The organism is Sporosarcina sp. SAFN-010 (assembly GCF_059415065.1).
In genome coordinates, this window is sequence record NZ_JBPFDS010000003.1 from 107,369 (window position 1) to 122,862 (window position 15,494).

The 15,494-nt window shown below is 43.2% G+C and carries 12 protein-coding genes and 1 other annotated feature; of the genes, 11 read left to right on the forward strand and 1 reads right to left on the reverse strand.

Going from position 1 to position 15,494, the window contains the following annotated elements:
- Window positions 1-283 precede the first annotated feature (283 nt).
- The 10 genes from clpX to ACR65F_RS05175 all read left to right on the forward strand — a co-directional run bounded on the left by clpX (window position 284) and on the right by ACR65F_RS05175 (window position 11,859).
- Window positions 284-1,549, forward strand: coding sequence for an ATP-dependent protease ATP-binding subunit ClpX (gene clpX, locus ACR65F_RS05130; RefSeq protein ID WP_039043062.1), 1,266 nt, complete (start codon window positions 284-286; stop codon window positions 1,547-1,549).
- Between the two features lie 125 nt (window positions 1,550-1,674).
- The gene (lon, locus tag ACR65F_RS05135; protein ID WP_440503513.1) at window positions 1,675-3,987 is read left to right on the forward strand and encodes an endopeptidase La; all 2,313 of its coding nucleotides are present in this window, start codon (window positions 1,675-1,677) and stop codon (window positions 3,985-3,987) included.
- A gap of 2 nt (window positions 3,988-3,989) precedes the next feature.
- Window positions 3,990-4,571 (forward strand): ribosome biogenesis GTP-binding protein YihA/YsxC, encoded by a 582-nt coding sequence (gene yihA / locus ACR65F_RS05140; RefSeq protein ID WP_039043060.1) that lies wholly within the window; start codon window positions 3,990-3,992, stop codon window positions 4,569-4,571.
- 264 nt (window positions 4,572-4,835) lie between these two features.
- On the forward strand, window positions 4,836-6,200 hold the full coding sequence (hemA, locus tag ACR65F_RS05145; protein ID WP_440503514.1) for a glutamyl-tRNA reductase: 1,365 nt from the start codon (window positions 4,836-4,838) through the stop codon (window positions 6,198-6,200).
- 88 nt (window positions 6,201-6,288) lie between these two features.
- The gene (locus ACR65F_RS05150) at window positions 6,289-7,119 is read left to right on the forward strand and encodes a cytochrome C assembly family protein (RefSeq protein ID WP_440503515.1); all 831 of its coding nucleotides are present in this window, start codon (window positions 6,289-6,291) and stop codon (window positions 7,117-7,119) included.
- A 59-nt stretch (window positions 7,120-7,178) separates the two neighbouring features.
- Entirely contained in the window at window positions 7,179-8,111 is a 933-nt protein-coding gene (gene hemC / locus ACR65F_RS05155; RefSeq protein ID WP_440503516.1) for a hydroxymethylbilane synthase, read from the forward strand.
- The gene (locus ACR65F_RS05160) at window positions 8,101-8,859 is read left to right on the forward strand and encodes a uroporphyrinogen-III synthase (protein WP_440503517.1); all 759 of its coding nucleotides are present in this window, start codon (window positions 8,101-8,103) and stop codon (window positions 8,857-8,859) included. The genes hemC and ACR65F_RS05160 overlap by 11 nt, the downstream gene beginning before the upstream one ends.
- Window positions 8,860-8,862: 3 nt before the next feature.
- On the forward strand, window positions 8,863-9,846 hold the full coding sequence (gene hemB, locus ACR65F_RS05165; protein WP_440503518.1) for a porphobilinogen synthase: 984 nt from the start codon (window positions 8,863-8,865) through the stop codon (window positions 9,844-9,846).
- Entirely contained in the window at window positions 9,843-11,132 is a 1,290-nt protein-coding gene (hemL, locus tag ACR65F_RS05170; RefSeq protein ID WP_440503519.1) for a glutamate-1-semialdehyde 2,1-aminomutase, read from the forward strand. Before hemB ends, hemL begins: the two co-directional genes overlap by 4 nt.
- A gap of 115 nt (window positions 11,133-11,247) precedes the next feature.
- Entirely contained in the window at window positions 11,248-11,859 is a 612-nt protein-coding gene (locus tag ACR65F_RS05175) for a hypothetical protein (RefSeq protein WP_052245871.1), read from the forward strand.
- Here ACR65F_RS05175 and ACR65F_RS05180 read toward each other — a convergent pair.
- Window positions 11,836-12,027, reverse strand: a complete 192-nt coding sequence (locus ACR65F_RS05180; RefSeq protein ID WP_082003374.1) for a YszA family small membrane protein — start codon at window positions 12,025-12,027, stop codon at window positions 11,836-11,838. The genes ACR65F_RS05175 and ACR65F_RS05180 overlap by 24 nt on opposite strands.
- Before the next feature lie 67 nt (window positions 12,028-12,094).
- Window positions 12,095-12,323: a binding site (T-box leader), on the forward strand.
- A gap of 243 nt (window positions 12,324-12,566) precedes the next feature.
- Here ACR65F_RS05180 and ACR65F_RS05185 point away from each other — a divergent pair.
- A complete protein-coding gene (locus ACR65F_RS05185; RefSeq protein ID WP_039043053.1) occupies window positions 12,567-15,215 on the forward strand; it encodes a valine--tRNA ligase in 2,649 nt (882 codons plus the stop codon).
- Window positions 15,216-15,494: the final 279 nt, after the last annotated feature.

Consider the following 15,494-nt stretch of genomic DNA (forward strand, 5'->3'; position numbering starts at 1 on the left):
AAATTCTATAACTAAGGATATGCTAATGATAGAAGCGCAAGGTGGCGACTCCGAAGGGATCTTTCATGGAAACAACCTAAGTTCGCGGCGTCCTGCCGCAACGGTTGCATGACCTACATCCTGTAGGCCCGCGTCCGTCTGAAGTGGAGAACAACACCGTTGTTTACTCACACTTGTCTAAGCACTAAGCGCGGGTAAAACCCGTGTACATACATCAAAAGAACGAAATAGTTGATAAACCAGTTGGAATCTTGTAAGATTTCACTGAATAGGGGTGAGCAATTTGTTCAAATTTAACGACGAAAAAGACAATTTGAGCTGTTCGTTCTGTGGCAAGACGCAGGACCAAGTCCGCAAACTTGTTGCAGGACAAGGGGTTTATATATGTGATGAATGTGTTGAACTTTGCGCGGAAATCGTTGAAGAAGAAGTTGGACTCGAAGAAGGTTTCGAATTCAAAGAGGTTCCAAAACCAAAAGAAATCCAATCCATTCTAGACGACTATATTATTGGACAGGATCGTGCAAAGAAATCACTTTCAGTAGCGGTCTATAACCATTACAAGCGTGTAAACACAGGAAGTAAAGTGGATGACGTAGAACTCGCAAAATCGAACATCGTCCTCATTGGACCAACTGGTAGTGGTAAAACACTTCTCGCGCAAACGCTTGCACGTATTTTGGACGTTCCATTTGCGATTGCAGATGCGACTTCTTTAACCGAGGCAGGTTATGTCGGGGAAGATGTTGAAAATATCCTTCTTAAGCTTATTCAAGCCGCAGACTTTGATGTGGAACGTGCTGAAAAAGGGATTATTTACATCGATGAAATCGATAAAGTGGCACGTAAATCAGAAAACGCTTCGATTACACGTGATGTCTCAGGGGAAGGCGTCCAACAAGCCCTTCTTAAAATTCTTGAAGGTACGGTAGCAAGTGTACCTCCACAAGGTGGACGTAAACATCCTCATCAAGAATTTATTCAAATCGATACAACGAATATTTTATTCATTGTCGGTGGAGCATTCGATGGGATTGACGAGATTATCAAACGTCGTGTCGGTCAAAAAGTAATTGGTTTTGGATCAGACCCGAACGCTGCAGAAGAGGATCGTTCTTTACTATCAAGAATGATTCCAGAAGACCTTCAGCAATTCGGTCTAATTCCTGAATTCATTGGCCGCTTACCTGTCATTGCGACATTGGAACAGCTAAGTGAAGATACGCTTTATCAGATTTTGACACTTCCGAAAAATGCAATTGTTAAACAATATCAGAAGATGCTTGGTCTAGACGATGTTGAATTGCAATTTGAGGACGAAGCCCTTATCGAAATTGCAAAAGAGTCCATTGAGCGAAAGACTGGTGCTCGTGGTTTGCGTTCGATTATTGAAAATATCATGCTTGATGTGATGTATGAACTTCCTTCGTTAGAAGAAGTTAAAAAATGTGTCATTACAAAAGATTCGGTCTTGGGTGAAGGGTCCCCAATTCTTTATCTTGAAGATGGTACAGAAATCAAACTTGATTCAGAAAAACATACTGCATAATTGAAGGAGAAAGCTGACTTTGAGAAAGCGCATTTGTGCTGAATGAGTCAGCTTTTTCCCTCATTTTTCTAATTGTATTCAATACATAGTTAATGGGTTAAAATGATGATGGAGGTGTTTGTTCGATGGTGTTACGACATAATATACCGCTTCTTCCGCTTAGAGGCATTTTGATTTATCCGACGATGACATTACATATTGATGTAGGTAGAGAACGTTCCGTTTTCGCAATCGAACATGCGATTGCAAATAACAATTTAATTTTCCTGGCTACTCAAACCGATATAAAAGATGAAGATCCGCAACCAGAGGATTTGTATCATCTAGGTACGCTAGCTCTCGTGAAATCGATGACGCAATTACCAAATGGTACCTATCGAGTATTAATTGAAAGTATTGAACGCGCAGAATGGACAGATTATGAAGAAGCGGATTTATATCCCGTCGTTACAGTGAATGGGTTCCCGGATTTAACGGAAGTGGATGCAGAGTCTGAAGCGCTTATGCGAACCTTGCTTACCTACTTTGAGAAATATACGAAAATTTCGAAACGGATAACAGAAGATGCCTACCATTCCGTTGCTGAAATTACTGAACCTGGTCGCCTCGCAGATACCATCGCTTCACATCTGCCCCTAAAAATCAAAGTAAAACAAGAAATATTAGAAATGCGTAACATTAATAATCGTCTTGAATGGCTCATTAGCCGTCTATATAACGAGCAAGAAGTTATGGGCCTCGAACAGAAAATCATCGAGCGCGTCCGTGAGGCGATGGAACGTACTCAAAAAGAATTCTACTTACGTGAACAGATGAAAGCTATTCAAACCGAGCTTGGGGATAAGGACGGGAAAGGACTCGAAGTGGAAGCGTTGCGTGAACGCATTACCGAATCCGGAATGCCTGAAGACGTGATGCACACCGCAGAGCGAGAATTGGATCGTTATGAAAAGATTCCTTCTGCAGCAGCTGAAAGTGGTATAATTCGTTCCTACATTGATTGGCTCGTTTCACTACCATGGCAGGATGCATCAAAAGATCAATTGGACCTAGACCGCTCTGAGAAGATATTAGAGCGAGATCACGAAGGATTGGATTCGGTTAAAGAACGAATTCTTGAGTTCTTATCTGTGCGTCAGTTGACTCGGTCACTTCGCGGTCCGATTCTTTGTATCGAAGGTCCTCCAGGAGTCGGGAAGACCTCTCTTGCAAAATCGATAGCTGAATCATTGGACAGAAAGTTCGTTCGCATTTCGCTGGGGGGAGTTCGCGATGAATCCGAAATTCGAGGTCACAGGAGAACGTACGTAGGTGCAATGCCCGGTCGCATCATTCAAGGAATGAAAAAAGCTGGCACTGTTAATCCGGTTTTTTTACTGGATGAAATCGATAAAATGTCTAATGATTTTAGAGGTGACCCTTCCTCTGCAATGTTGGAAGTTTTAGATCCTGAGCAAAATAGCACGTTTAGTGATCACTACATAGAAGAGCCGTATGATCTTTCCAATGTGTTGTTCATCGCAACTGCAAATGATTTGAGTGCAATTCCAGGACCGTTGCGAGATCGTATGGAGATTATTTCGATTGCTGGCTATACAGAGCTTGAAAAACAAGCGATTGCATCCAATCATCTGATTCCGAAACAACTGAAAGAACACGGGCTGACTAAGCAACAAGTGAAATTCCAACAACCGGCTATCCTGGATATCGTTCGTTATTACACGAGAGAGGCAGGAGTACGTTCTCTGGAGCGTGAACTTGCACGCGTTTGTCGGAAGTCTGCTCGTTTAATTGCTAGTGGAAAAAAGAAGAGCGTGACGATTAGTTCGAAAACGCTTGAGAACTTCCTAGGGAAAAAGAAATTTAGCCACGGACAAGCGGAAACAACGAACCAAATTGGGGTTGCAACGGGTCTTGCATACACTGCTGTTGGCGGGGATACCTTGCAAATTGAAGTATCTCTCTCTCCAGGTAAGGGTAAGCTAATTTTAACGGGAAAACTTGGCGATGTCATGAAAGAATCCGCACAAACAGCGCTTTCTTATGTCCGTTCAAGAGCAGAAAGTCTGGGTATCGATTCCTCGTTTTACGAAACGAAGGATATTCATATTCACGTGCCGCAGGGGGCTGTTCCGAAAGATGGTCCTTCAGCTGGTGTAACGATTGCCACAGCGTTAGTTTCTGCTTTGACTAACCGTCCTATCCATCGCGAAGTGGGAATGACTGGCGAAATTACACTTAGAGGTCGGGTGTTGCCGATTGGTGGTCTGAAAGAAAAGACATTGAGTGCACACCGGGCTGGATTACGTGTTATTATTTTACCGAAGGAAAACGAACGTGATATCGAAGACGTCCCTGAAGAGATTCGTCAAGAGTTATCATTTAAATTGGTTGACGACGCCGAAGAAGTATTGGCGATCGCATTGGAGGAACAGTAATTATGAAAGTGCATAACGTTGAAATGGTAATGAGTGCTGTAAGACCGGAACAATATCCGGATGACGGCTTTCCTGAATTTGCCCTTGCAGGACGTTCAAATGTTGGAAAGTCATCATTTATCAATAAGATGTTAGGACGCAAAAATATTGCAAGAACATCTTCAAAACCTGGGAAAACGCAAACGTTGAATTTTTATAAAATTGAAGAGCAGCTGTTCTTTGTTGACGTTCCTGGATATGGATACGCACGGGTCTCAAAAACAGAAAAAGAAAAATGGGGCGGAATGATCGAGCAATATTTAACAGGCCGCGAACCTTTAGTTGCTGCGATTCAAATCGTCGACATTCGCCATGCACCGTCTGCAGACGATATTAACATGTACAATTTCTTTGTCCATTACAATATCCCCGCAATCGTTATTGCGACGAAAGCGGATAAGATTCCTAAAGGAAAATGGGACAAACATAAAAAAATCGTCCGTGAGACGTTGAACATGCTCGGTGACGATCCTCTGTTTGTCTTTTCATCTGAAAAAGGAATTGGCGTAGATGCAGTTTGGGCTGAAATTGAAAGCAGAATGTAACAGATTATATAGGTAACCTGTATAGTAGAAGCAGAGGATCTAGTTATTTCTCTGCTTCTTGTTGTGTCGTTTGGAAAATTGTCATGAGTGGCGATGCACGCAAAACACACCAGTGGATTATCCTGTGCATTTACATTATAATAATTATAAAGAGAGGCGCTAATGCCTACTCGTTCATAGGTTGTTCATAAATGAATGCTTCATGCTTTACAGGTTATGTTATACTTATGAGCAGGAAATAGACGCGAAAGGTGTGAGCACCTAGTGAAATTACTCGTTATTGGGGTCAATCACAGGACAGCGCCGGTAGAAATCAGAGAAAAGCTTTCGTTTAACGAATCTGATTTGCCGCACGCTATGGAAACTCTACAATCAACTAAAAGTATTTTAGAAAATATTATCTTCTCGACGTGTAATCGGACTGAAATCTACACGGTCGTTGACCAACTCCATACCGGGCGTTTTTATGTGAAAAACTTTTTAGCGGAATGGTTTGATCTTCCGTTGGAATCGTTTACTAATCACTTGATTATTAAAGAAGAAGACGAGGCGATTGAACACCTTATGTCTGTCACTTCAGGAATCGACTCGATGGTTTTAGGTGAAACCCAAATCCTAGGTCAAGTGAGAACGAGCTTTTTAAAGGCTCAAGAAATCGGTACAACAGGTACGATTTTCAATGAGTTGTTTAAACAAGCCATTACTGTCGCTAAACGTGCGCATGCTGAGACAGCCATTGGTGAAAATGCAGTCTCTGTTTCGTATGCTGCTGTAGAATTAGGTAAGAAGATATTCGGTTCTTTGAAACACAAGCACATCGCGATTTTAGGTGCAGGTGAAATGGGAGAATTGACGATTAAAAACTTACAAGGTAGCGGTGTCGGTAAAATCACTGTGCTTAATCGGACGTTTTCGAAAGCGGAAGAATTGGCAGCGCAATTCGAAGGAAACGCGAAGTCACTAAAAGAGTTGCAATGCACACTTTTAGATGTGGATATTTTAATAAGTAGTACAGGGGCAAAAGATTATGTCATCGACTATGAACTCATGCAGTTTGTGGAAAGATTACGTAAAGGTCGGCCACTTTTTCTAGTTGACATCGCAGTCCCACGCGATATGGATCCACGTATTGGAGATTTACCGAATATGTTCTTATATGACATTGACGATATGCAGGGCATTGTTGAAGCGAACTTAGCTCAACGTAAAGAGGCTGCTGAGGAAATTCGTTTAATCATTCATAGCGAAGTAGAAATGTTTAAAGAATGGGTTGCAACGCTTGGTGTAGTTCCTGTGATTACTGCATTGCGTAAAAAAGCACTCACTATTCAAGCGGAGACGATGGCAAGTATTGAAAACAAAATGCCTGACCTAACAGACCGTGAGAAAAAAGTGTTGAGCAAACATACAAAATCGATTATTAACCAATTGTTAAAAGAACCGATTTTACAGGCAAAAGAATTTGCTACGGATTCCAATTCGACAGAAAAACTAGAGCTGTTTCAATCGATCTTCGGTATTGAAGAAGAAGTTGAACGAGAAAAAAATCTTCAGGCACAACAGCAAAAAGCGGAACAGGGAGCCGGAGCTTCCCAAACGGCCGGTTTGCAACCTGATTTGACATATTGAATGCGTTCCAACAAGTCATTTCCCATCCCGCTTTTCTTAACGGTCGATGCGGAAGTGGCTTTTTTGACAGAAAGGCAGAGGTTAGCCTATGGTTGAGTTGACGATGGCACGGCTTCAGGAAGCTATGCTCATTCTGTACGCCGTCAGCCTGATTTTTTATTTTGTGGACTTTTTAAACAAAGATACACGAGCACAACGAAGCGCATTTTGGCTGACTGTGATTGTTTTTGCTATGCAAACTGGTTTTTTGTTACAAGCGATTATCGTGACGAAGCAAATACCCGTCTTGTCCCTTTATGAAGGGGTCTATTTCTTTGCGTGGATACTCATTATGTTGTCTCTTGGAATTCAACTTAAATATCGTTCCAGCTATGCTGGGTTCTTATTGAATATCATTGCGTTTTGCTTTATGACCATTCATATTTTTGCGCCTACACAAGTGGACAATTCTGGGGTGGGAGAATCTCTTGTTTCGGAACTGTTGTTCATCCATATTACATTCGCGATTCTTTCTTACGCAGCTTTTACGATGGCATTTGTATTCGCAATCCTGTATTTGCTCGTTTATAATCTGTTGAAGAAGAAGAAGTTTACTTCGCAATTCAATCGGTTGCCCTCGTTACAACATGCAATGACGGGCATGAAGGCGGCAATCTATACTGGAATCCCTTTACTTCTAGTAAGTTTAATTTTGGGCATCCAATGGGCGTATACAGCACTGTCAGATTGGACACTATTCGATATTAAGATCATCGGTTCTTTCTTGTTAATAATAGTTTACAGCGCATTGCTGTTTTTCAATAGAAATGGGAAGATTAAAGCTACCGATTTTGCATGGGCAACTATTTTTGCCTTTGTTTTAATTATCATTAATTTCTTTTTGGGCAGTAAACTATCGCAATTCCATTTTTGGTTATAAGGTAGAATAGTGCGGTATCCATCTAATACGTATCATTCAATTAGGGAAGGAAGATTATATTGAGAAAAATTATTGTCGGTTCACGGAGAAGTAAGCTTGCGTTAACACAAACGAATTGGTTCATCGATCAATTGAAAGCAGTGGGTGTTCCATTTGACTTTGAAGTGAAAGAAATCGTAACAAAAGGAGATCGTATTATTGACGTTCAGCTGTCTAAAGTAGGCGGTAAGGGTCTATTCGTAAAAGAAATCCAGCAAGCATTGTTCGACAAAGAAATCGACTTTGCCGTACATAGTATGAAAGATATGCCTTCTGTTTTACCAGAAGGTTTGATAGTTGGCTGTATTCCGACACGTGTCGATCCACGTGATGCGTTCATCTCTAATAACAATGTTGCGTTCAATGACCTGCCTGCAGGGGCAGTAGTGGGTACATCTAGTTTGCGCAGAAGCTCACAGTTATTATTGCTTCGACCTGATCTTGAAATTAAATGGATTCGCGGTAACATCGATACACGTTTAAAGAAAATGCAAGATGGTGAATACGATGCGATTATCCTCGCCGCATCCGGCCTTAAGCGAATGGGCTGGAGTGAAGACATTGTTACGGAATACATGAGCCTTGAAGATTGTATCCCAGCGGTTGGTCAAGGTGCATTATCAATTGAATGCCGTTCAGATGACGCAGAACTACTTGCCGAACTCGCTAAAATGAACGACGAACAAACGTTTAAAGAAGTGGAAGCGGAGCGTACATTCTTACGTGAGATGGATGGCTCATGTCAAGTTCCTATTGGCGGCTTTGCACAACAGAAGGCTGACGGAATTGAATTGACAGGGTTCATCGCAGCGCCAGATGGCTCAGAAGTGTACCGTCATACGGCAAAAGCTAAAACTCCTGTTGAAGCGGGCAAAATCGTTTCAGACGTTTTGCGTAAAGAAGGAGCAGCAGAAGTCATTCAACGAGTGAAGGCTGAAATGGATGGTCAGTAACTTCCCATTGTCAGGAGAGACCGTAATTTTTACGAGTACTAAAAAGTCAGATGAACCTTTTGAGCTTGTGAAACAGCTTGGAGGCACTCCGATTTCGTATCCTCTCATTCGTACAGATGAACGGATATCTGCAGAGGATCATGAGCGATTAGTTCAAGCTCAGTCCTACGACTGGCTAATTTTTACTAGCCAAAGTGCCGTAGCTGCGTTTAAGCAAAAGCTTGAGCGTTCCGGACTGAACTCAACTAATTTCCGACTGAATGTTGCAGCTGTTGGGGATAAAACCGCATACGCACTCGAAAAGATTGGATTTCGTGTGAATTTTATTCCTGAAGTTTTCAGTGCAGATGTTTTCGTTCAGCAGTTCAACCCTGAAGGTGATTCCCTTCGAGCGCTTTTCATTAAAGGAAATTTAGCAGGAACGCTCATTTCAACAGAGCTCTCGTTAACTGTCGATGAATGGACAGTATACGAAACGCTTCCTGAGATAACGTCAGCAGATCAGATTATAGAAATTGTGAAAGACCAAGCTTCAGTTTCGATATTGTTTGCAAGCCCTTCAGCAGTCACTGTTTTTACAGACAGTGTCGCTTCTAAAATTGGGTGGACAGGCTTTACAATTGGCGCAATTGGTCATATTACAGAGCGGGCGCTTCATGAAGTAGGGGCGCCTGTCCATGCTATGCCTGAAACGTATACATTACCTGAACTCGTGCGAACACTTGCCGAGTCGAAAGGAAGGAACTAACTGATGAACAACTTGAATTTCCGTCGGCATCGCCGACTTCGTAGCACTGCAGGAATGCGTGCAATGGTTCGCGAAACACAACTGCAAGCAACGGACTTCATTTATCCGATTTTCGTGATTGAAGGCGAAAACGTTAAAAACGAAATTCCTTCAATGCCTGGTATTTATCAGCATTCGATGGATCGACTCGGTGAAGAGTTAGACGAGGCAGTAGCATTAGGAATTCCATCTGTAATTTTCTTTGGAGTTGTTACCGAAAAAGATGCTGTGGGAACTGGAGCTTACCATGACCACGGAATCATTCAGGAAGCAATTCGTTTAGCAAAACAACGTCACCCCGAGCTCATCGTAATTGCGGATACATGTCTGTGTGAATATACCGATCATGGACATTGTGGTGTCATCGAAGGAGAACGTGTGCTGAATGATCCTTCTCTAGATTTACTCGTCAAGACAGCTGTATCACAAGCGAATGCTGGAGCAGATATCATCGCACCTTCTAATATGATGGATGGGTTTGTTGTAGCTATCCGTCAAGGGTTGGACGAAGCTGGTTTCGAAGAGATTCCAATTATGTCGTATGCAGTTAAATATGCATCTGCGTATTATGGACCATTCCGTGATGCAGCAGATTCCACACCTCAGTTCGGTGATCGTAAAGCGTACCAGATGGATCCCGCTAACCGTATGGAAGCTTTGCGTGAAGCAGAATCCGATATTGCTGAAGGTGCCGACTTCTTAATCGTAAAACCTGCGTTATCATACTTGGATATTTTACGTGATGTCAAAAATAATACGTTACTTCCAATGGTTGCCTATAACGTAAGTGGAGAATATGCGATGGTTAAAGCTGCTTCACTGAACGGTTGGGTAGATGAACAACGTATCGTTTTAGAGACATTGACAAGTATGAAACGTGCGGGTGCTGATCTAATCATGACATATCATGCAAAAGACGCAGCTCGCTGGTTGGAGGAGACGAAATGAGAGATTATACTAAATCGAAGCAAGCATTCAGTAAAGCCGTAGACCTAATGCCTGGTGGCGTGAACTCGCCTGTACGTGCATTTAAATCGGTTAATATGGATCCGATTTTCATGGAAAGTGGAAAAGGTGCAATCATTACAGATATCGACGGCAATGAGTACATCGATTATGTGCTGTCATGGGGTCCACTGATTTTAGGGCATGCTGAAGATGGCGTTGTTTCTGCGATTCAACAAGCTGCCGTAAAAGGTTCAAGTTTCGGTGCCCCGACATTGCTTGAGACTGAACTCGCTGAAATCGTTATTGAACGTGTGCCATCGATTGAAATGGTTCGAATGGTGTCTTCCGGTACGGAAGCTACAATGAGCGTATTACGTCTTGCACGTGGATACACGAAGCGTAATCTCATTTTGAAATTTGAAGGGTGCTACCATGGCCACGGCGATTCGTTGCTGATCAAAGCAGGGTCAGGTGTTGCGACACTTGGTCTTCCGGATAGTCCTGGTGTTCCTGAAGGGGTTGCGAAAAATACGATCACTGTTCCTTATAACGACTTGGAAAGCTTAAGAGTCGCATTTAAAGAATATGGCCATGATCTTGCGGGAGTAATTGTAGAGCCTGTGGCAGGAAACATGGGTGTTGTACCACCTCAACCTGGTTTCCTAGAAGAATTACGCAAGTTGACAGAAGAAAACGGTACACTTCTCATTTTTGATGAAGTAATGACTGGTTTCCGCGTCGGATACAATTGTGCTCAAGGTCATTTCGGTATTACACCGGACTTGACGTGTCTCGGTAAAGTAATCGGTGGCGGACTACCAGTTGGTGCTTACGGCGGTAAACGTGAAATTATGGAGCATATTGCCCCTGCTGGAACGGTTTATCAAGCAGGAACATTGTCAGGAAATCCACTTGCAATGACTGCTGGAATCGAGACATTGAAACGCTTGAATCCGGATTCTTATAAGCACTTCATGAAACTTGGCGACCAGCTTGAAAAAGGTTTCCGCGAAGCTGCAATTGCTAATGGAATTCCGCATACAGTAAATCGTGCTGGATCGATGATTGGTTTCTTCTTCACGAATGAAGATGTGGTCGATTATGAATCTGCAAAGTCATCCGATTTAGCGTTATTTGCTGAATACTACCGGCTGATGGCTGCAGAAGGCATTTTCTTGCCGCCTTCACAGTTTGAAGGAATGTTCCTTTCAGCTGCTCATACGGAAGCGCATATATCGAAAACAGTAGATGCATTCCATAAGGTATTTAGTCAGTTAAAAAAATAAAACACAAACAGCCTTTTCAAGAGTAACTCTTTTGAAAGGCTGTTTTTCTTTGTCCTGTGTTCTGATAGTGAGTGCTTCGTCATATACTCTAACGATAAAAGGAGGCGGCAGAACAATGGAGCCAACACAGTGGACGTTAACGGAGACGTTTCAGTTTCCTGCAGAATACGGGAAAGTAGTTTCTGCACAAGAAGTGAAAGTGACCGCAGGATATACAGAGCATCCGACTGAAGATGCTGTTCGACTTTCTGGGATTTATCATGTAGCAGCGAATGTTGGATTTGACGGTGAAGGTCAAGAGGCAGCTCTGGATTCAGATGCAATACTAATCGATGATGTGGACGTACAAGACAAATCTGGCTATTTTGAGTATGCGGTTCCGTTGCTTGTAGATTTACCTACTAGTGCGGACGGACAACTTACAGCGACTGTAATCGATGCTTCGGCATCTGGAACGGATGATGGTGCTCTTACGGTTATGTGGACGGTTGAGGCTAAATTGGCTGAAGTCGAAGCCGTAGCTAAGAAAGAACCAGTAGTGGATGAGTTGGTAGAAACAGAAACGACGACTGCAGCTGTAACTGCGGATCTGGACAGTTCCAATTCGAGTCAAGTTGAAACGGCAATTGGCTATGTGGAAGACAATGAAATGCTGGCGTTCATCAATGACTTGGAGGACGATGTAACTGTGACATCTTTCCGTTTAAATGATGTTTTTGTGGAATAGAAAGCAACATCCACAAAGGACGCAGAAGAGTAAAAAGTCTCCTGTCGTTGGGATGATCAATAGTCGGATGAGCTGAAAACAAGAGATCGGGATAATGATCATTTTACCGTAAAATCGGCATCTTCTTAGCCATGGCGGAAGCAAATAGGGGTTGTAGCCTCTTCTCATAACACCATCCTTTCACAGCGGGCTTGACGGGTACGCTATACATCCGGTAAACTATTGGAAACAGTATAGTGATGCGTTTATCGGGAGAGTAGATCGGTCGGCTTTTGTAGAGAGGGTCCGGGTGGTGCAAGGACCTATTGTCGACAGTTTGAAAGTCACCCGTCAGCAGTTTTCGTGAACATTTTTTACAAGTAGCGAGAACCGGTTAGAAGCCGTTATTTCCATTGAGGCAACTTGCGAATTCTGCATGGTTGCGAATAAAGGTGGTACCGCGAACTGACTCCTTCGTCCTTTAACGACGAAGGGGTTTTTTGTGTTTCAAAAATTGGACATAATGTTGATTTCCACTTCAGGTGGAGGCCATCCTAGGGGCCTGATCTCAGCCTCCTTGGCGCTACGCTTCTGCGGGGGCTTCGATCTTCGCTGGTCTCTAAGGAGTCCCCACCTTACGTTCCAATCAACAGAAAGTATAAGCACAAAGTGTCCGATTAAAAACAAAAATGATTTGAATTTTTTTATTATTACGAGGAGGAATTGATATGACAGAAAAAGAGCAGTTGGAGATGCCGACTAAGTATGATCCGCAGACGATTGAAAGAGATCGCTATGAATGGTGGTTAAAGGGTGAGTACTTCAAAGCTCAGCCTGAGAGTGGGAAAGAGCCATATACAATAGTAATTCCACCACCGAACGTGACGGGTAGATTACACTTGGGGCACGCTTGGGATACTACACTTCAAGATATTTTGACTCGCATGAAGCGCATGCAGGGATATGATGCGTTGTGGCTACCAGGAATGGACCACGCTGGAATTGCGACTCAAGCGAAAGTGGAAGAGAAGCTACGTGCAAATGGCCAAACACGTTATGATCTAGGACGTGAGAAATTCCTAGAAGAAACATGGAAATGGAAAGATGAGTATGCGGGACATATTCGTGAGCAGTGGTCAAAGCTAGGTCTCGGATTGGATTACTCACGTGAACGTTTCACTCTGGATGAAGGACTTTCACGTGCAGTACGTGAAGTATTCGTCAAGTTGTACAAAAAAGATCTAATTTATCGCGGAGAATATATTATCAACTGGGACCCTGCGACGAAAACAGCATTGTCCGATATCGAAGTTATCCATAAAGATGTAGCGGGTGCTTTCTATCATATGCGTTACCCACTCACAGATGGAACTGGAAGTATCGAAATTGCGACAACTCGCCCAGAAACGATGCTTGGTGACACAGCTGTTGCCGTTCACCCTGAAGACGAGCGTTATCAGCACTTAATCGGAAAAACTGTGAAGTTGCCAATCGTTGGGCGTGAAATTCCTATCGTAGCGGATGATTACGTAGAAATGGACTTCGGAAGCGGTGCGGTTAAAATCACACCTGCGCATGATCCGAACGACTTTGAAATTGGAAATCGTCATGACTTACCGCGCGTACTTGTGATGAACGAAGATGGTTCGATGAACAAGTTAGCTGGTAAATACGAAGGTATGGATCGTTTTGAATGTCGCAAAGCAATCGTTAAAGATTTGCAGGATATGGACGTTCTATTCAAAATTGAAGAACATAATCATTCTGTAGGTCACTCGGAGCGAAGCGGTGCTGTTGTTGAGCCTTACTTATCGACTCAATGGTTCGTTAAGATGCAACCACTTGCTGAAAAAGCGATCGAGTTGCAAAAAGCGGAAGGTAAAGTGACATTCGTTCCTGAGCGATTCGAGAAAACATACTTGACATGGATGGAGAACATTCACGATTGGTGTATTTCTCGTCAACTTTGGTGGGGCCACCGAATTCCAGCATGGTATCACAACGAAACTGGTGAAGTATACGTTGGTGAAGAGGCACCTGCAGATATCGAGAATTGGCACCAAGAAGACGACGTACTTGATACGTGGTTCTCATCTGCACTATGGCCGTTCTCGACGATGGGTTGGCCGGACACGGAAGACTCTGAGTTCAAACGTTACTATCCAACAGATGCACTTGTTACAGGGTATGACATCATCTTCTTCTGGGTGTCTCGCATGATTTTCCAAGGCATCGAGTTTACAGATCAGCGTCCATTCAAGGATGTATTGATACACGGATTGGTCCGTGCGGAAGACGGACGCAAAATGTCTAAGTCGCTCGGTAACGGGGTAGATCCGATGGATGTGATCGACCAGTATGGTGCCGATGCATTGCGTTACTTCCTAGCAACGGGTTCATCACCAGGTCAAGACCTTCGCTATTCTACTGAAAAAGTCGAAGCGATCTGGAACTTTGCCAATAAAATCTGGAACGCTTCCCGCTTCGCGTTGATGAACATGGAAGGTTTGAAATACGAAGAAATCGATTTGTCAGGAGAACGTTCAGTTGCAGATGATTGGATCTTAACACGTCTCAACGAAACCATTGACTCCGTGACAAAGTTATCAGACCGCTATGAGTTTGGTGAAGTCGGCCGCGCGCTTTATAACTTCATCTGGGATGATTTCTGTGACTGGTATATCGAGATGGCGAAGTTGCCATTGTACGGTGAAAACGAGAAAGCCAAGCATATGACGCGTTCGGTCCTTGCTTATGTGCTCGACAATACGATGCGTTTGCTTCACCCACTCATGCCGTTCATCACGGAAGAGATTTGGCAGAACTTGCCTCATGAAGGCGAGTCAATCACTGTTGCTGCATGGCCAGTGGCAGATGCGAGTTTGACGAACGTAGAACGTTCCACTCACATGAAGCTATTGACAGATGTCATTAAAGCGGTTCGCACAATCCGTGCCGAAGTGAACACGCCTATGAGTCGCCAAGTACCGTTGTACATCGCTGCGAAAGACGAAGCGACAGCAGCTGTCTTGAAAGCGAATAGTCAGTACATCGAGAAATTCTGTAACCCAGAAACTCTTGAAATCGGCGTAAATGTTCAAGCGCCAGGCAAGTCGATGTCTGCAGTCGTTACAGGCGCAGAACTCTTCATGCCACTTGAAGGCTTGCTCAACATTGACGAGGAAATTGCACGCCTCGGTAAAGAACTAGATAAGTGGGCAGGCGAAGTGAAACGCGTTCAAGGCAAACTTTCCAACGAACGCTTCGTTTCCAAAGCACCACAGTCGGTCGTAGACGAAGAGCGTGCAAAAGAACAAGATTATCTCGAAAAACAAGCTGCCGTGCAGCGTCGTATCGAGGAATTGAAAGAGATTTAAGTAGGGGGAGGGCTTTCTAACGAAAGCCCTCTTTTTATTTTGTTTTAGTTAAGAGCTTTAATCTTTGCGAGTGATTCTATTTCTGGTGATGTTCTCATAAACTCAGGATAATGATCATAAATCTTGAAAAGAGCTCATAAACCTGGAAATGTGATCATAAACACAGGTAAGTGCTCATAAACCTTAAAATGTGATCACAAAACATAGAGAGTGATCATAAATCCTGGAAAATGATCATAACTCATACCGAAGATCATCAACGCGACACGAAAACCTCAA

What these genes read in the sequence shown, in the direction of transcription:
- hemB (WP_440503518.1), top strand. Translation starts at nt 8,863, where the DNA reads ATGAACAACTTGAATTTCCGTCGGCATCGCCGACTTCGTAGCACTGCA.
- ACR65F_RS05150 (WP_440503515.1), top strand. Translation starts at nt 6,289, where the DNA reads ATGGTTGAGTTGACGATGGCACGGCTTCAGGAAGCTATGCTCATTCTG.
- ACR65F_RS05175 (WP_052245871.1), top strand. Translation starts at nt 11,248, where the DNA reads ATGGAGCCAACACAGTGGACGTTAACGGAGACGTTTCAGTTTCCTGCA.
- lon (WP_440503513.1), top strand. Translation starts at nt 1,675, where the DNA reads ATGGTGTTACGACATAATATACCGCTTCTTCCGCTTAGAGGCATTTTG.
- ACR65F_RS05185 (WP_039043053.1), top strand. Translation starts at nt 12,567, where the DNA reads ATGACAGAAAAAGAGCAGTTGGAGATGCCGACTAAGTATGATCCGCAG.
- hemL (WP_440503519.1), top strand. Translation starts at nt 9,843, where the DNA reads ATGAGAGATTATACTAAATCGAAGCAAGCATTCAGTAAAGCCGTAGAC.
- yihA (WP_039043060.1), top strand. Translation starts at nt 3,990, where the DNA reads ATGAAAGTGCATAACGTTGAAATGGTAATGAGTGCTGTAAGACCGGAA.
- ACR65F_RS05160 (WP_440503517.1), top strand. Translation starts at nt 8,101, where the DNA reads ATGGTCAGTAACTTCCCATTGTCAGGAGAGACCGTAATTTTTACGAGT.
- ACR65F_RS05180 (WP_082003374.1), bottom strand. Translation starts at nt 12,027, where the DNA reads ATGAGAAGAGGCTACAACCCCTATTTGCTTCCGCCATGGCTAAGAAGA.